The sequence below is a fragment of the Oculatella sp. LEGE 06141 genome, assembly GCF_015207605.1.
GTDB lineage: Bacteria > Cyanobacteriota > Cyanobacteriia > Elainellales > Elainellaceae > Oculatella.
The window spans coordinates 17,653-35,555 of sequence record NZ_JADEWO010000008.1; the positions used below are offsets into that span (position 1 = coordinate 17,653).

The 17,903-nt window shown below is 47.6% G+C and carries 14 protein-coding genes and 1 tRNA gene; 5 read left to right on the forward strand and 10 right to left on the reverse strand.

Features of this window, described 5'->3' with window-relative positions:
• Positions 1-2 precede the first annotated feature (2 nt).
• A complete protein-coding gene (locus IQ268_RS07995) occupies positions 3-1,364 on the forward strand; it encodes a TniQ family protein (protein ID WP_193877260.1) in 1,362 nt (453 codons plus the stop codon).
• A 252-nt stretch (positions 1,365-1,616) separates the two neighbouring features.
• Here IQ268_RS07995 and IQ268_RS08000 read toward each other — a convergent pair.
• Positions 1,617-1,689 (reverse strand) — tRNA-Ala (locus IQ268_RS08000).
• A gap of 441 nt (positions 1,690-2,130) precedes the next feature.
• Here IQ268_RS08000 and IQ268_RS08005 point away from each other — a divergent pair.
• Positions 2,131-2,316 (forward strand): hypothetical protein, encoded by a 186-nt coding sequence (locus tag IQ268_RS08005; RefSeq protein WP_193877262.1) that lies wholly within the window; start codon positions 2,131-2,133, stop codon positions 2,314-2,316.
• A gap of 282 nt (positions 2,317-2,598) precedes the next feature.
• On the opposite strand, the gene IQ268_RS08010 is transcribed toward IQ268_RS08005, so the two are convergent.
• Both IQ268_RS08010 and IQ268_RS08015 read right to left on the reverse strand, forming a co-directional pair.
• Positions 2,599-3,468 (reverse strand): peptidoglycan-binding protein, encoded by an 870-nt coding sequence (locus IQ268_RS08010; RefSeq protein WP_193877264.1) that lies wholly within the window; start codon positions 3,466-3,468, stop codon positions 2,599-2,601.
• Positions 3,461-3,751 carry an NfeD family protein gene (locus IQ268_RS08015; protein ID WP_193877266.1) on the reverse strand — a complete coding sequence of 97 codons (291 nt, stop codon included), beginning with the start codon at positions 3,749-3,751 and terminating at the stop codon, positions 3,461-3,463. Before IQ268_RS08015 ends, IQ268_RS08010 begins: the two co-directional genes overlap by 8 nt.
• A 1,055-nt stretch (positions 3,752-4,806) precedes the next feature.
• Here IQ268_RS08015 and IQ268_RS08020 point away from each other — a divergent pair.
• Positions 4,807-8,358, forward strand: a complete 3,552-nt coding sequence (locus IQ268_RS08020) for an NB-ARC domain-containing protein (protein ID WP_193877268.1) — start codon at positions 4,807-4,809, stop codon at positions 8,356-8,358.
• A gap of 49 nt (positions 8,359-8,407) precedes the next feature.
• A complete protein-coding gene (locus IQ268_RS08025; RefSeq protein ID WP_228035203.1) occupies positions 8,408-9,964 on the forward strand; it encodes a trehalose-6-phosphate synthase in 1,557 nt (518 codons plus the stop codon).
• A gap of 817 nt (positions 9,965-10,781) precedes the next feature.
• Here IQ268_RS08025 and IQ268_RS08030 read toward each other — a convergent pair.
• The 6 genes from IQ268_RS08030 to IQ268_RS08055 form a co-directional block, all read right to left on the reverse strand.
• Positions 10,782-10,997 (reverse strand): zinc-binding dehydrogenase, encoded by a 216-nt coding sequence (locus IQ268_RS08030; RefSeq protein WP_193877272.1) that lies wholly within the window; start codon positions 10,995-10,997, stop codon positions 10,782-10,784.
• A 20-nt stretch (positions 10,998-11,017) separates the two neighbouring features.
• Positions 11,018-11,158 (reverse strand): hypothetical protein, encoded by a 141-nt coding sequence (locus IQ268_RS08035; protein ID WP_193877274.1) that lies wholly within the window; start codon positions 11,156-11,158, stop codon positions 11,018-11,020.
• A gap of 64 nt (positions 11,159-11,222) precedes the next feature.
• Positions 11,223-11,996, reverse strand: a complete 774-nt coding sequence (locus IQ268_RS08040; RefSeq protein ID WP_193877276.1) for an SDR family NAD(P)-dependent oxidoreductase — start codon at positions 11,994-11,996, stop codon at positions 11,223-11,225.
• Between the two features lie 45 nt (positions 11,997-12,041).
• The gene (locus tag IQ268_RS08045) at positions 12,042-12,962 is read right to left on the reverse strand and encodes an NADP-dependent oxidoreductase (protein ID WP_193877278.1); all 921 of its coding nucleotides are present in this window, start codon (positions 12,960-12,962) and stop codon (positions 12,042-12,044) included.
• Between the two features lie 105 nt (positions 12,963-13,067).
• Positions 13,068-14,063, reverse strand: coding sequence for an aldo/keto reductase (locus IQ268_RS08050; protein WP_193877280.1), 996 nt, complete (start codon positions 14,061-14,063; stop codon positions 13,068-13,070).
• A gap of 58 nt (positions 14,064-14,121) precedes the next feature.
• Positions 14,122-15,369 (reverse strand): MFS transporter, encoded by a 1,248-nt coding sequence (locus IQ268_RS08055; RefSeq protein ID WP_193877282.1) that lies wholly within the window; start codon positions 15,367-15,369, stop codon positions 14,122-14,124.
• 365 nt (positions 15,370-15,734) lie between these two features.
• On the opposite strand from IQ268_RS08055, the gene IQ268_RS08060 reads away from it, so the two are divergent.
• Complete coding sequence (locus tag IQ268_RS08060) at positions 15,735-16,655, forward strand: AraC family transcriptional regulator (RefSeq protein ID WP_193877419.1); 921 nt, start codon at positions 15,735-15,737, stop codon at positions 16,653-16,655.
• 42 nt (positions 16,656-16,697) lie between these two features.
• Here IQ268_RS08060 and IQ268_RS08065 read toward each other — a convergent pair whose 3' ends face one another.
• Positions 16,698-17,744, reverse strand: a complete 1,047-nt coding sequence (locus IQ268_RS08065; RefSeq protein WP_193877284.1) for a kelch repeat-containing protein — start codon at positions 17,742-17,744, stop codon at positions 16,698-16,700.
• Positions 17,745-17,903 lie beyond the last annotated feature (159 nt).

Below are 17,903 nucleotides of genomic sequence, written 5' to 3' on the forward strand. Positions count from 1 at the left end.
CTATGAAATCCTCTGAGAGTTTAGGAACTTATGATCTATGGAGATTCGAAGAACTACAGACTCCTGACCATAGCCGCCTCTACCATCTTCAAGCAATTGGCATCGGAACATTACTTGCAGAAAGCTTAACTAGCTATGTTGCTCGACTTGCAATAGCTCACTGTGTAGCTACAGGAATATTGATGGAAAGAGAATTTACAAAGTACATCCAAAAAACCTATGGAGGCGCAAATCTTCATACGATTTATCATGCAACAGCAGCTCTGAATGGAACAGGTTCAATGGCTACTGAGCTTGTTCAAACGCTGGAACAGTTAACTCTACGTAACGACCTCCGTTTCCTGACACTACTCTCTTGGTCTGAACTTCTTCCCTCAAGAAACCTATTGCGCTCTAATCGGGCTTGGTGCCCAGTTTGTTATGAGCATTGGCATCATTCAAGGCAAATTCTCTACGAGCCACTTCTTTGGTCACTACAAGTCGTTCAAGTTTGTCCTCAACATAGACAACCCTTAAGGCAAGAATGTCCTCATTGCCATAAAAACAACTTTGTACTTGCTTGGCGATCCCGCCCAGGATACTGCTCAAAGTGTGAAGGATGGCTTGGTGAATCGAGTAATGATGAACCTGAAGAGAACATTGAGAGCAAAATTGATTGGCATGTTTGGACTGCTAAATCTGTAGGGCAACTAATTTCTGCATGTCCTCAACTGACATCTCCCTTGAAAGAGCGTTTAGTTAGAAATCTTCTTGCCTATTCTGATTTTCTCACTGAAGGAAATATTGCTGCATTTGCCCGGCTACTCCAAATGCCAAAAAATACTGTATGGCTTTGGTGCAAAGGTAAAAACTTTCCTTCCTTAGTAGAACTTCTTAAAGTTAGTTATCGTCTTAACACCCCAATATTTGACCTCCTAACGAGCGACGCTATAAATACAGACCTCAAAAAAACTGCTTCTTTAATGCCAGTCCAATCCACATCCTTAAAAAGGCGAAGCCCAAACTTTGATGCAAAGTCTATTAGGAAACAGGTAGAAGATTTTGTTAACAAAGATGAAGAACCACCGCCTTCTATGAGGGAGATAGCAAAGCGACTCAACCATAATGAGCGTACACTCTCTAGAAACTTTCCCGACTTGTGCCGCATCATTTCTGCTCGATATCGTAACTATCGAAAGAATAACCAAGAAGCAACAATTAAACTATCCTGCCAAGAAGTTCGTCAAATAGCCTTTGAACTCCACAAAGAGGGCCAACGGCCTACCGAAGATCGTGTTTCGGCACTAATCTCCAGACCAAGTTTTCTCCGATATCGGCAAGTTCGGAGAGCCTTGCTAGAAGCATGCCAGGAACTTGGGTTATGAGAGAGAGTTAGCAAACTATGTCAGCTACTTAACTTGCCATAACTTCGACTACCGTAAGCGCGATGCGCGTTAATCACAGTGATGTGGAGCGCAAAGCGTCCCACATCACCATTTTTGTACTTAACACGGTTTCACAACGCCATACATTGGAAGCATAACTTTGCCGAATTGAATTGGAAGCATAAGCTTGCCCCACCGGCAAAGTTATGGGTTAAGTTTCAAAAACATCCTCAAACCCTTGTGTAATTTCAATGGAGCTAAGGAGATTCGAACTCCTGACCCCCTCAATGCCATTGAGGTGCGCTACCAACTGCGCTATAGCCCCGTGATGCGTATCTCATAATGCCTTGAATTGGGTCACATCGTCAAGCAACATTTCAATCTCGGCACTTAATCCAGTTTAGCGTATGGAACCGCGCATTAACCTTGTGAGGACGACTAGGGCATGTCTAAAGGAAGCTCCGTACCAGTTCTGACCAGAAAATAGCACTTTGCAGGGGAGAGGGCAACAGCAAAGTTACTAAAGTAACTCCTTGGGGCTGAACCGAAGGGTTCAAACGTTACTTTGAACCTAACTAATGGACTGATCCTTAAGCTGAGCTGTAACCTCTTCCACCGCCCGAACCTTATGCAGTTCTGCTTGAGCCTCCCACTCATCCAAAACAATATAACGAGTAAGGCTTGCAATGCTTGAATGTTTTATTAATATTGGCAAGGGTAACACTAGCCTTGACCCAACTCCATCAAAGGAAGCCCCTACCCACCAATGTTCCACCGCACCCTATCAGCCGCTCTAGCCAGCAGCACGATTGCCTTTAGTTTAGGGGGGTGTTCTGCATCTCCAGAGGTACCCCTTGCCCAACTAAGCACTCCGCAATCCGATCGCACCCCTACTACTGTCGTCTCTACTGGGGACGGGAACACCTTTGTTGCCTGGAGGAGCCTCTATTGAGCTAAGAGTGGTCGATAGGGATAGGTATGGACTTACCGTTGCCGAGGTCTACTGTAACGGATAGTCTATCAACCTCCAGATGGTTCGGGAGGGGTGAGCAGTCGTCTACCGTCAGTACTTGAGCGGTTGCCAGAACGGGCAGGAATACCTCAATGCTGAGGCCAATGCTCGACAGCAACGCTTAGGGTTCTGGAGTCAGTCGAACCCTGGTATGACTTTGTTATGCCTTGGGACTATCCCACTCCTAGGAAACAATTTGAGTGGGGTATGTCAGGTAAAACATTAGGAGGCTGAGACTACATTTTCTATCAGGCGTTCCAACGCTTTGAAGATTAAGTCCCAAAACATGCCAACACATACAAAAGGAGCATACCGCAGCAGCGGCAACTTCGAGCGATCGAAAGATCTCCAAGGGATGCGGTCTAGCAACATTGGTACGATACAGGTGAGCGCATAAGCTGTCGCAACCGCATTGGATAGTCGAGGAGGAATATGGGCAGTCGATATGGGATTCAAATACATTCCCAACACGATAAAGACAATCATCAAAAGCTGATCGCACAAAAATAGTGACTGAGGGACTAAGGGATAGATTTCCTGGAGAAACCCTCCGTTTACCCGTCGTCTCATTCCTAAAAGCACTGCCCAGCAAACAGCACTCACGACCCCATCCCCTTTCAGGCCATAACGGCTCTGAAATACCTTGACCGCCTTCTCTGTGTCTCTACCAAAAGAGTCACTGGCATCCTTAATCGAAAATCCTTCCTCGCGCAGGATCATTTGCAATGTCTTGATTGCCGCTTTTATATCAGGAGATGCCTGCCGATTACTGTGACGAGACAGCGTTGGATAGTATAGGCAAACCCAGGTCAAGATGCCAACCACCCCATCGGCTAGCAAATTATGCTTGCGTTGAAATGCTCGAACGGCTCGATCCGTCTCTGCGTCAAATTTGCCACTCATTGTCGAGAGGTACCCTTTATCGTGCAGGTACTGTTGTAACTCGTCAAGGGATTCCTGCAGGGTTCTGGTACTGATCTCTTGATAGAGTACAGGTCGTTTGTTAATTTGCAGAAACGCATCTCGGTTAGGCAGCATTGGCTCTGGTTGCCCCCAATCGACGGGCAAGAGCTTGCGGAAGAATTTAGTCATGGCTCGTCTCCAGTTCAATCAAGAGACAATTTCCCTGTCGTCCCAAAACCTTTACCCTCTGCCCATCTACCAATGGGGTTGGTTCAGCTCCATAGAATTGGAAGTGCCAGTATGTTCCTGCAAACTTAACCATTAGAGGAGATCCTTGCTGCACATCCATTATGGCCAGGCAGGGCGTTGAAAACAGTTTGAGGGGAAGTTCTGTAAACCCATCCTCATAGGCGGCTGTTGGTTCTTGCGAGGGCTGATTCTCTGAAGAAAAAAGCAAATCTAAAAATCTCATAACATGATCCTTAAATTATCTGAAACAGCAATACAGCAAAAAACGCTGTGGTTCTCACCCCAGCGTTTGTAGTCGGTAACCAAACTCTCTTAGCTAGTGAATAATGCGATCGCTTGATTGAACTTAAGCGTGATCCGCTGTAACAACGGCTTCGTGCATGGTCGTGCTATGAATTTTCCAATAACGCTCTTCCATCACACTAGCCAGAGGAAAAACTGTACCTCTTGCCCTGCAAGGATTAAGAAGCAATAGCGCTCATTAAGTTACACCTGCTGAAACGTTGAATAACTGGAACGTTTCAATTTTTCTCTGGCGATATTGGTGGAAGAGCGATAAGTAGTTCAACAGGTTAATGGTGCCTCCCTATTGCTTTGAGTCGGTTGCTAGTCATCACGCTTGCATAACTGAGTCACCGTTGAAGAAAATTTTGGGAAGGTGCCTCCTCTCTTGCACCCGCTAAAATCTAGCTTCAGCAGACCAAATCCGACGGGTAAAATGTCCAGCAGCCCAAGTTTAAAGCGTTCTCGATACCTGGAAATTAGACTTTGCTCATTTGCTGGACACTGTTCCAAAAAGCGTTGTAGATCAGCACGCTGACAGCGAAACGATCCGCGTAGTGAAAAGACCCTTAGCTCAATCTCCTCAGACCTTCCTATTCGCCTAACGGATAGGCTTACTTCTCCGTCAATCTCCCGATCGCACACATAAATTCCTTCTTCCAAAGCCGCAAAGGCTGCTTCGGGAGAGTTTGATTTTTTTGGTGACAACATAACGCGAGTTTACTGAATAGTGGACTCGTTTCCCTTGCAACCTCACACCGACGCTTGGAACGCTTTAAAATCTTGACTTCCGAGTTTCAACCGCGTCAGTTGACAACTTGTCAATTCTAAACTCGGTCTTTCAGAGAATCTTAAAGGGCTTTGCTCAACTTGTCAACGCAATTTTGACAAGTTGTCAATTACCGTTTTGAAAACTTGTCAGCCTGAAGTATACTGAGAGAGACAGAACCCTTGGCCTGTGAACCTCTTAAGTACCCCGCTCTGTAAAGGTTAATAGTGGCTGAAATTACTGAGGATTTTTTGAGAACGATCGCGGCTCAGCACAATGTGTCTGAAGACGAGTTGCGTACTTTGCATTTGGCTCTGGTAGGCCAAACCGCTGAAAAAATCGCTGCCACTCTGGGGAACATCAAAGCATCAGCCGTGCGAAAGCGGCTGAAATCGGTTTACGAAAAGTTTGGGCTACCGCTGGAAGGCACGGCAGGAAAGCTAGAGGTTTTAAGGGGAATTCTAAAGGAGCAGTATCAGTCCGTTAGGGACGTTTCTATCCAACCGCTGCCTGATGTTGGAGAACCGTTGTCTGACTTCGGAGAGGCTCCAGACGTTTCGGTTTTCTATGGACGTGCAGAAGCGTTAAAGACCCTAGAAGCCTGGATCATTCAAGACCGGTGCCGATTAATAGCGATCTTAGGAATGGGGGGAATCGGCAAAACCACTTTATCAGTAAAATTGGCTCAGCTCATTGAAGGACAGTTTGAGTATGTCATTTGGCGATCGCTCAAAGATGCACCGCCTTTCAAACAGCTTCTGACTAGCCTGACTAAGGTTTTTTCCAAGCAGCAAGACATAGATACCGACTCATCCGAAACACCCACCGATAGCATTACCCAACTTCTGGAGTTTCTCAGAAGCCATCGCTGTCTGTTAATTCTCGATAATGTTGAGTCAATTCTTCAGGCAGGGAAGACAGGCGTCTATCGAGCAGGATATGAGGGCTACGGCGAGTTATTAAAACGAGTGGGCGAATCGTCCCATCAAAGCTGTCTGATAATCACCAGTCGCGAGAAACCGAGAACACTTGCCGCACTAGAGGGAGAAATCTTACCTGTGCGCTGCTGGCAGATGTATGGAATTGAGGCTGTTAGTGGGCGGGAGATCTTAAAAGCGAAAGGGTTACAGTTACAGACGGAAGAGCAGGGAAAGGAGTTAATTCGTCGCTGTGCGGGCAACCCATTGGCTCTAAAACTAATTGCTACAACCATTCAAGAGTTGTTTAGTGGCAATGTCGCTGAATTTCTCAAACAAGAGACGATCGCCCTTAATGAGATTCGTGTGTTGTTGGATCAGCATTTCGATCGCTTATCAAGCTTAGAGCAGTCGATTATGTACTGGCTAGCCATTAATCGAGAGCCTGTGACTGTTCAAGAGTTACTGGATGACATCATTCCACCCGTACTAAAACCCCGGTTATTGGAAGCATTGACGGGACTAATAGGGCGATCGTTAATTGAAAAAACATTGGAAAAAGCGGCGTCTAGTTTTACACAACAGCCCGTTGTGATGGAATACGCGATCGAACGACTAGTGGAACAGATTTGTGATGAGATTAGCCATCACGATTTTCATCTATTTCACAACCATGCGCTGATTAAAGCAATTGCTAAAGATTACGTGAGAGAGAGTCAAATTCGCCTGATTCTACAACCCGTTGCTGCCTATCTAACCGCTCGATTTAGCAAAGCAGAAATGGGGAATTGGGCAATTCAAGCACTCTCAAACTTGAGGCATCAATCTCTGCCTTTGCGAAATTATGCCGCTGGGAATGTGATCAATTTGCTCTGCCAATTAGGCATTGATTTAACAGGATATAATTTATCTCATCTCGTCATTCGTCAAGCTGATTTGCAAGGGATCAGGCTGCCTCATGTCGATTTTTCGTATTCTGATCTCAGCCAATCCACGTGTAGCGAACCCTTCAGTAGTGCACTTTCGCTAGCCTTTGGATGCGATGGTCAACTGCTAGCAGCCGGAGATGCTAACGGAGTCATTTGTTTATGGCAAGTATCCCAGTTTCAACAGGTTTCAGTCTGTAAAGGGCATACCAATCGAGTATGGTCGCTCGTTTTTAGTCCTGACGGTCAAATCCTAGCCAGTGGCAGCGAGGACAAGACTGTGAAAATCTGGGAGCCGACAACGGGAGAGTGTCTCACTACCCTGCAAGGACACACGAGTCGGGTGTGGTCTGTGGCTTTCAGCCCTGACGGTCAAACACTTGCGAGTGGTAGTGATGACCAAACCATCAAACTTTGGAATGTTTACACGGGTGAATGCCTTCAAACCTTTAAGGGACATCACAATTGGGTGTGTTCCGTCGCATTTAGTCCAGATGGTCAACGGCTGGCTAGCGGCAGCGAAGATCAAACGATTAAACTTTGGGATGTTCCTACGGGAGAGTGTCTCCACACCCTACAAGGTCATACAAAGCGAGTCAACTCAGTTCGCTTTAGCCCAGATGGTCAACTGCTAGCTAGCGGCAGTGAAGACCAGACGGTGAACCTCTGGAACCCTTTAACAGGCAAATGTATTAAAGCTCTGGAGGGACATCGCGATCGAGTCTGGTCTGTAGCCTTCAGTCCCAATGGTCAAACGCTCACGAGTAGTGGGGAGGACAAAACCGTTAGACTTTGGAACCTGACAACAGGAGAATGCTTCAAAATTTTGGGACATGCCAATCGAGTCTGGTCTGTGGCCTTTAGTCCGGATGGTCAACTGTTGGCTAGCAGCGGGGAAGACAAAACCGTTAAACTTTGGGATCCAAGCATTGGAGAATGTCTCAAAACCTTCAGAGGATATACCAATAAAGTTTGGTCTGTGGCCTTTAGCGCTGACGGTCAAACATTAGCCAGCGGCAGTGAAGACCAGACGGTCAAACTCTGGAATGTCGCGACAGGCGAATGTCTACGCTCCCTTGAGGGACACGCTAGTCGAATTTGGTCTGTGGTCTTCAGCCCTAGCGGTCAACTATTGGCCAGTAGCAGTGATGATCAAACGGTGAAGCTGTGGAATCTCAAGACTGGAAAATGCAAAACCTTATCTGGACACACGAACTGGGTGTTCTCTGTGGCCTTCAGCCCCAATGGTCAACTGCTAGCCAGCGGCAGTGAAGACCAGACCATCAAACTTTGGCACCCGCTCACAGGCAGATGCCTCCAAACCCTGCACGGCTATAACGGTAAAGTTTGGTCTGTAGCCTTCAGCCCAGATGGTGCAACGCTAGCGAGTGGGGGCGAAAATCAGACCATTCAACTCTGGAATCTCGCAAGCGGTGAACCGCTTGCAACCTTGGAGGGGCATACGAACCGGGTCTGGTCTGTGGCCTTTAGCCCTAATGGTCAACTGCTAGCCAGCGGCAGTGAAGACCAGACGATTAAACTCTGGAATGCAGCTACCGGGGAGTGTCTTAGAACACTGAGAGGCCATCGCGATCGGGTTTGGTCTATTGCCTTTAGTCCCGACAGTCAATTGCTGGCTAGCGGTAGTGACGATCAAACGGTGAACCTCTGGGATACTGGCAGCGGCGAGTGTTTGATTACTCTCGAAGGACATACGAATTGGGTTCGTTCTGTTGCCTTTAGCCCGGATGGCAAGATTCTGGCAAGTAGTGGTGAAGACGAAATCATTATTCTTTGGAATCTCAAAACGGGTAAGAGCTTAAAGAAACTGAGATCTGCAAAGCTCTACGAGGGAATGAACATTACTGGAGTCATTGGTTTGACAGAAGCACAGAAAGCTGCGCTGAAAGCTTTAGGAGCCACTGATGGCGAGTAACTCATTCTACTCGCTTGAGGATAGCCCCGGCCTGATTCCGAAATGCGCTATGCTTTCCAGAATCACCTCATTCCAAACTCACTACACGTTGCACTCAGGCAATCATCAATTGAATCGTTCCGATCGCAAGTATCCTTTAGTTATTTTGAGCAATCGATTACCTGGCGCTAACGATGCAGGAGGGGTCGTCAAACTATTGGCATCCATGTCCATCCCCCAAACGGTCATATGGGCTGGTCCTGGAGCAGTCGTGCCAGATGAGAAATGGTCTCCTGAATTACCACCTCAGATCCGTAGCTATCGGGATCAGTTTTTACTCGTTCAATATCCAGTGCCAGCCACTCTAAAACAAGCTCATTATTCAATCATTGCTAATGGAGTATTATGGGCAGCGTTGCATGGGTTGGAGCAACAGTTTAACGAAAACATTGAAACCCTGTTTGGTCAAACGAATCCTGAATCTCAGTTTTCAGAAGCGTTTGCTAAATATTGGCAATTTAATGAAATAGCGACGAAAGTAGTCGATCGCTGGATTGAACCGGGGGGAATTGTTTGGTGTATTGACTATCAAATGGTTGGAGTTCGCTCAACAATTGCGGGAACTCGGATCATGTACTCTAACTGCACCCCGATCCCAGAGGTTAAGCGTCTGAGCCAAATGTATGTCGGCAGCAAGACATTACTTGAATTGCCTGATTTCAAAAAATGGATAGCGCAATTGTGTCAATATCATTTGGTTGCCTTACAGCGATTTCACGATCTGGAGAACCTGCTGGCGATCGGTCTAAAGCTTGATTCAACCTTAAAAAAAATAGATTTGTCCAAAAACATTTATTATGCATTTGGCAATCGAGTCCGGCTTGTAGACATTCCGCTTGGGCAAAATGTAAAAAGCCTACGCACAGAAGCAAATGTTGCTAAAACGAAATATGATCAAGGGCGATTAAGCCAAACGGTCAAAGACTTAATCGATCGACATTTAATTCATCAAGCTTGCTCCCAAAAAAATCTAGCGCTAGTGAGCCGCAATGATTATACGAAAGGAATTCGTGAAACGATCGCAGCGGTCAATGCTTACTTTCAAATGTATTCAGGAGATGTGAAATTCCTGTTTATTTTGCAGCCTGCTCGAACCCAGGTCGTTGGATATGAGAAGTATCGTCAGATGGTCGATCGAGAGATGGAAACGTTAAGAGCGACATGGGCTGAGAAGGTTGTTTATGTGAATCAAGGAATCCCGCACGATGAATTAATGCTATTACTGCGGAACTATATTGACTTTGTTCTGATCATGGCGACTCATACTGATGGGCATAATCTAATTGCTCCTGAAATGCTAAAAGTTTCTCCCCGAAACTCGCGGAAAGGAGTAATTGCAGTAGAGGGAGCCGGGATGACGGATTATATCGGATTCGAGAATATTTTCTTATGTCAAGACCTGAGTAATGCCAACGCTACAGCAGCTGTGTTTGCCGAGGCAATCAATATGCCTGGTGAACAATTGATTGCGCGATTCAATCGAATGCAACGAAAAAGCTTAAGGATAAACGATCGAACCTACTTTAATGCTCATGTCAATGCGTTATTAGAAGGAGTGGTTTTATGAATGGATGTTGTTGGCGAATGTATTACAAGTAAGATACGCAAACACAACAGACTCTGAAATGCTTGCTATTTCATTGCTCGTAAAGCTTGTAACACGCCTGTAGGGGTAAAGGTTTTAAGCGCTGCATGGCACTTTGTTGCAGCGCTTAAAATCTTGACTGGATAAGGACTTCAGGAAAATTATAATTTAGCTGAAACTTGCCAAAGAATAACTATTTTCGGGCAAGTTTTGAAGTTGAAAAGGCTTCAAATGCTGATTCTATTGTAGATTTTCTAGGTGATCTAAGCATCATTGTCGGGCAAGTTGCTATTTTTCAAGGTTTTTTACTGAATTCCTTATTGGGGTAGTTTTACGTTGGATGCTGTTGGCGAACGTACTACAACTAGCTTAGGCTGACCCTTGAGAGTAAACCATCTCTTAATGCAGCAAAGCGAGAAACGCGAGTGTGAGCATGAGGAATTCCCATCAGCCATGACACAATGCGAGTAATATTCATCGCAACACTTATCAAAACATGTTGAAGATGCGTCTTCGCCGTCCACTTACTCTTCTTCCCTTGAGGACACGTCACTCGATGCGTTCGCCAATGAATCTTACAGCCGTTCTCAATCGAGTCAGCCACAGTCTCGCCAAGATAATTGTGGGGTGTAGGGTTTGAGGCGTGGTGAATGCAAATGAAAATGGCTGTAAACTGGCTTAAGTCGTAAGCATGACTCCACCAAACTGTGAGTCAGGGAAATACTTCCTATAGTGCTTTTTCACTACTTCCAAATCACCATCCAGACTTACGTATAGCGACATTCATTGCGATCGCCTCTTATTCGCCACTGACGCGCAACACGATTTTGCCTAGATAATGCTTGTTCATCGCCTCCTGCGCTTGCGCGGCATCTTCGAGCGGAAACCTCTGCGTGATGTGAACTTGGAACTCACCCATGCTCATCCATCGGTTGAGTCGATCGCACGACATTGGGTTGGCGAAGCCATTTACCTTCTTGAGTTCCACACCGTCGGGCGCTTTGGGTTCGGGCATCACGCCGTTCGGAAAGGTGATTATTCCCCCTGACGCACCAAACTTAGAGTGGATTGAACATCGTCACCACTCACCAGCACCAGCACAAAATCACGGGCACGTTGCACCACGTCGTCGCCACATCCGTCTACTGCTGCATCAGCGCCCAACTGCCTGGGCAACTCTACGCCATCAGTGCCCGATGCGATCGCCCATGCGGTGGTCGATGTCTGGCAACCTAACTCATTACTGGATAACTACACTCATACCCCCATCAACCATCACGATCGCACCCACCATGAAGCTCGCTTTGTCTGATGCTAGAAAGGCAACCACCTCTGCAATCTCTTCTGGCTGGGCAGCGCGCTTGATTGGAGCCACCTTGCCGTGTTCGGTGAGAAACTCGCGACCGTCCTCACGGAAAGTATTAAGCAGGTTAGTGACGACATCGCCCGCACCTACCGCATTGACACGGATGCCGTGTTCGATCGCTTCTAGCGCCAACGTGCGCGTGATCTGGGCAAGCGCCCCTTTTGCTGCGGCATAAGCCGAAATGCCTGGGAAGGTCTGGTAGCAAGCATACGAACCGATGTTGACGATCGCACCCATTTGGTTTGGAATCATCGCCTTGAGCGCTTCTCGTGAGTGCAGAAAGACACCTGTAGCAGTGATACCCATGATTGAATTCCACTCCTCAAGCGTCATATCGATCGCGTTCTTATACACAATACGAGCGGCGTTGTTCACGAGGATATCGAGCTTACCGAAGCGTTCCGTTGCAATGGCAACAACTTCCTTGGCAGCCTGCTCGGTTGCCACGTCACCTATAAACGGAATGATCCGCTCATTGTCCTTGAAAATGTCGTTTACATCGGGGTTGATGTCCTCAGCAATGACAAGTGCCCCGCGACTTTCTAGTAGTTTGGTAATTGCTAAGCCAATGCCGCTAGCTGCACCTGTGACGATCGCAACTTGTCCCTCAAGATCTCGCTGCACAGTGTTCAATTCGTTAGTTTCCATGATTGTTTTGAATTAAAAAAACATGCTACCGAGCGTAAGTCCTGACTATGCCCTAACCTGCAAAACAATTTTGCCGCGTGTGCGCCCGCTTTGGGAGAGTTGATGTGCTTTTTTGACTTCCGCGAGCGGCAAAACAGTTGAAACGTGCGCTTTCAATCTGCCTTCGTCAACCAATTTGCTGATCTCGGCTAATTGCTCCGCGTTGGGTTTGCAGTAGACCCGCGCGGCTTTGATGCCAAATTCCTGCGCTTTTTCTTCAGATGGAAACTGTACTGCTGTCACCAGAAAGCCGCCTTTTTTCAACGTTTGAAACGCTCTTTCAAACGTATCGCCGCCGACCGTATCGAAAACGACATCCACGTCTTTGACGACTTCTTCAAAGGGTTGCTTTGTGTAATCAACGAACTCGTCTGCACCTAAATCTTTGACGAACCCTTCATTGCGATCGGAAGCCATGCCGATCACGAATGCACCCTTTGCTTTAGCAAGTTGAACAGCTAGAGACCCCACTCCGCCTGACGCGGCAGTGATCAAAATTTTCTGCCTGCTACTCAAATTCGCTAAATCGAACATTGCTTGCCATGCAGTCAACGCACCGAGTGGAATCGCCGCCGCGTTCTCGAAATTGAGACGTTGGGGTTTGATCGCTATTTCCCCAATCTTGGCGATCGCGTATTCGGCGTAACCCCCAGAAGGCACGATACCGTAAACTGCATCGCCTTCCTTGAAATCTTTGACATCACTGCCAATCTTTTCGATTGTTCCGGCAATCTCGCCACCGAGAAAGATGGGAAGCTTCAGCCCTAACCTTTCGCCCATGCCATTGCGGATCTTCCAGTCAACTGGATTGACCCCGGCGACGTGAACTTTCACCAAAACTTCGTCTGCTTTCGGCACTGGACGTTCGACATCAACGTAATTGATAACGTCTTCGTTGCCGTATGTATTGATTACGATTGCTTTCACTTTTTTCTCCAGATTTCATTTCATCGGTATGACGAAACCATTTCAGCATTAATCAAAACCTGCCGCACACAGAAGCTACACACCGTAGCCCAACAGCTAATGAAACTATCGGTTTAGGGAGTGTAAGAGTGCTTCAGGATAACTGGTTCCGGCAGCAGCACCGATCGGGACAACTGCTTCAATTTGTTGCAGTTCCTTACCCGTTAATACAATGTCTACTGCACCCACATTTTCATGCAGCCGTGCTTGGCGTTTCATGCCAGGAATGGGGATGATGTCCTCGCCTTTTGCCAACAACCAGGCGAGTGCGAGTTGGGCAGGCGTACACTGCTTTTGGGTTGCGATTTGCTTGATTTTTTCAACCAGTTCCAGGTTGCGGTAAAAGTTCTCCCCTTGAAAGCGGGGACTGTGCCGCCGCCAATCGTCGGGTGGAACGTTATCGGGCGATTGAAAGGTTCCCGTTAAGAATCCTCGCCCCAACGGTGAGTAGGCGATTAAGCTCGTTCCTATCTCTCGGCAGACGGGCAACAGCTCGGTTTCAGGCTCTCGCGTCCATAGGCTGTATTCGGTTTGCAGCATGGCAATCGGATGCACTTGAGCCGCTCGACGCAGGGTTTTAGCACCCGCTTCTGAGAGTCCGGCATAGCGCACTTTGCCGTCTTGAATGAGGTCTGCGATCGCGCCCACTGTGTCCTCGATTGGCACATTCGGATCGACTCTGGCGGGATAGTACAGATCGATGTAATCTACCCCCAAACGCTGCAAGCTATAAGCCAGAAAGTTCTGCACCGCAACCGGACGGTTATCTTCACCGTTAAAGCCACCTTTGTGATCGCGCAGTGCTCCAAACTTCACGGCAATGAATACTTTGTCACGGGGAATTTCTTTGATGGCTTCTCGAATCAGCAATTCATTGTGTCCCACGCCGTAAAAGTCGCCCGTGTCGAGAAAGTTAATGCCAAGGTCAATTGCGGCTCGAATGGTTGCGATACTTTCAGCATCATCGCTTTGTCGATCGCCGTAGAAGTCAGACATTCCCATACAGCCCAATCCTAAGGCTGAGATTTGCACGTCTGTTGCACCAAGTTGACGATATTTCATGGTGTGATTCCTTCAATGTGATCAACGAGTGAGAAAATCTTAGTGCCGGTGATTCAGTTCATTGATTCAGTTCATGATTCATTGCACGATTCTTCTGATTCAAATGTCTAAGTTTTGGAATTGCCATAAACATGAGCGCGACAGCAATCAGAATTTGAGTTGATCCTGTCCAATAGGGAGCAGATGGACTCACGGCCTGGTATAACCAACCTGCCCCAAATGGACCCAGCACTTGCGCGAACGCCATGACCGCAGCAATACTCCCTTGAACTCGTCCTTGGATGTCGGCGCTCGTACTTTCCGACATTGCTCCAATGAGGCAGGTTTGTACGAAGGGCTGTCCCAGTCCAAAAAACACTATTCCACCGTAAACCAGTGGCAAAGCACCTGTAATCGGAAATAAAGCAAACAGAAAGAAGGCGAATGCTGCGGTGAATCCGCCCAGGATGGCAAGACGGATCTCCTGAAACCGTCGCAATAGCAGCGGTAATATGACAAGCTGAACTAAGACAACAAGGACACCGTAGATGACCAATACAGGAGAGATTTGTTCTGGAGTCCAATTGAAGCGATCGGATAGCAAACTGGGTAGATTAGCCGAAAGCAAAATTACACTGGGCCAGAACAAAAAATAACTCAGCAATAGCAACTGCATCTGCGGGAATTGCAAAACGTCGCTTAATTGAGTCAATGGGTTCAGATGACTGAACTGGAGCGATGGGGAGCGTTGCGATCGGGGCAAACTTTCCGGCATCGAGAAATACCCCCAGATGACTGCCAAAACCAGCAGCCCGATCAAAACATAGAGCGGTGTAGCAGGACTACTTCCTGAGAAAAACCCGCTGGTCGCTGGACCAATAATAAACCCTGAACCAATGGCAGCCGTGAGAAACGCAAAGTAGCGAGTGCGATCGCTTGATTGAGTTGTATCTGCCACATAGGAATATGCAGTGGCAATCCAACAGTCACACACACCGACGATCATCCAGCCAACGAACAACACCCACAATGCTCCACCAATGGTAAACATCGCAAAACCGAGGATTGCACCGCACAGACTCACGAGCATCACTACTCGTCGCCCATAGCGATCGCCAATCGCCCCCAAGGCTGGTGCACTGAGGAACTGTGCAAAAGAATAGCCAGAAAACAGTAGCCCAACGGTGAATGCATTTCCACCATACGGCTCGACTAAAGCAGGCAGAATCGGACCTATTACTCCGATATAAAACGTACTCAGGAATGCAGCCAGGAGAATAAATGGATGCAAACGACGTGGTCGCTGAGGCGATCGCATAACGTTCATTTTTACTTCTCTCTTTATTTCTTGAACTACGTTCGTTGCAGTAATCTAACGATTCTGCTAGAGCTTATTGAGCATGAGAGGCGTGTCACTACAACTCCTGGAACCTGTTGCAGCATGAAAAGTTATACTTTCTTACCTGTTCAATGTTTGTTGACGTTCGCGATCGAATCGGTCATTTAACTCTTTTCACTGCCAATAAAAAACTTATTTTTGGCAGTTTCCCTTGAGATGCATTCATCTTACAAATTCGATCAGGCTTTTCAAATGCCTAAGTCTATTCGATGATTGCCTGATTCTCCAAAATTACTTTTGATAACGTTCTATAATTGCTAAGAGTAAGGCTTTCCATGAGTCGAATCTTCACCATGACAGTCGAAGTCTCTCATCCTGACATCATTGCTGCTCACTGCCAAGACCTTGCGACATTGCTCATGCGACATACCGCAGCAAGTGGCAACACTATCTATCCGACTGCGATCGAGCCATTGAGCTTTACGCGGTCTGATGCAGTGTATACCACATTTCGCGAGGTTTATGAGCCACTCCTCGCCATCGTTGTCCAGGGGCAAAAAGAAGTATTCCTAAGCGAGGAAACATATCGCTATAGCACAGGGCAATATCTTGTTGTTTCAGTTGATCTACCGCTGAATAGATGTGTTATTGATGCAACCCCGGACAAGCCGTATTTAGGGCTGAAGTTAAACCTAGACTTGATGCAATTGTGCGATCTAGTTGCCCAAATTACTTCCAGTTCAGGGAAGAAAGAGAACTCGCTTCGAGGTATATCGATCGGCAACGCCGATATTGGACTGCTCGAATCTGTCCTGCGCCTGGTCAAGCTCCTGGATACGCCGCAACATATCCCGATACTGGCACCGATAATGCTTCGTGAACTCTACTATCATCTACTCATCGGCGAACAGGGTGAAGTCGTGCGCCAAATTGCCACATCTGGTAGCAGCATGCAGCGCATTGCATCAGCGATTCAACTGATTAAGGCTGAGTTTACCCGATCGATGCGAATCGAGGATTTAGCAGCTCAGGTCGGGATGTCTACTTCATCATTTCACCAGCATTTTAAGCAAGTGACTTCAATGAGTCCGTTGCAATATCAAAAGCAGCTCAGACTGTTAGAAGCCCGTCGCCTGATGCTAAGCGAAGAGTTTGATGCAATCTCTGCTGCTTATCAAGTGGGATATGAAAGCCCCTCGCAGTTCAGCCGCGAATATTCCCGTATGTTCGGTGCCCCACCGATGAGAGATATTGAACGTATACGCACAGCCTGAACAGGCAGTTCAATTATTCGATTGTTCTTGGTGCATAGCACTCTAGTTGGGCAATACCAGCACCTCGTGGATTGCTGTTGCTGCATTTCCACCTGTTTGGGTTCCACCACCAAGCACAAAGATTCGGTTGCCAATCGCCGATGCTCCCAATCCATGTCGTGGAGTTGGCAAGGGCGGCAATGCCTCCCAAACGTCGGTTTCCGGGTCGTATACCCAACTTTCGGCGAAAACTTTTTGCTCTGGAACCCACTGTTCGCCGCCAAACACGTAAAGCTTGCCGTTGAGTGCGGTTGCAGCCAGACCTCCTTGGGCTTGAGGCATCGGCGATCGCGTTTCCCAACGATCGAGTTCTGGATCGTAGACCTCAAGATTTGGCACATTCACCTGCTGCGTCGTGCCATCAGCATTCCTGACAAAATTGCGACCGCCCACCACATAGATCTTGCGATCAATGACAGCCGCCGCTGCGCTGTTTCGTGCTGTGGGCGCATTGGCACGGGTTGACCAACGCCTAGTTGTGGGATCAAATACTTCGTTTCGCACACTATCAATGTGGTCATTGAACAGCCGAGCATCCTCAGTAGCTCGAACGCGCCCACCAATCAGGTATATCTTGTCATCGACCACTGCGGATACGCCCTCGGCACGAGCCGCTGGCAGGTCAATCCCTCCAGTCCAAGTATTAGAGACAGGATTATAGATGAACATGGTCGGCTGCGCCCGCCAGTCTGGAAACCCACCTGTGAAACCGCCCACACCATAGAGCAAGCCATTGACAGCCGACAGCGTAATGTGATGGCGGGCTTCAGGTATCGGTCTCAAGGCTGTCCATGCATCTTGGCTCGGATCGTAAGACTCGAAATGCGCTGAGAATCCGGTGTTGGGACTGAGTAATCCGCCGACCACGTAAATTTTTCCGTTCAAAACTTCCGGATAGAGTTCTTGCCGAGCGACGGTTGGCGGTGCAGCTTCAGTCCAATAGGGTAACTGGCTTTGTGCTTGACTGAGCACGGGCGAACCTAGCGCGATGAGCAAAAAAGCCAACAGCGACAGGCAAATCAAAGACCTAAATCTAAATCTACGCAACATAATACAGACTCCATCTCAACCGCTCGGACGTGGATTTGGCAGGCGAACCAACCCGCTAAAATTCTTGCCAGAATACCAGGGCATGTTGGCTAAGACGGCTGTTCCTCGATGCCTATATGATGATTTTTTGCCCGTGTCTCGGCTCAATCCTAATAGGTA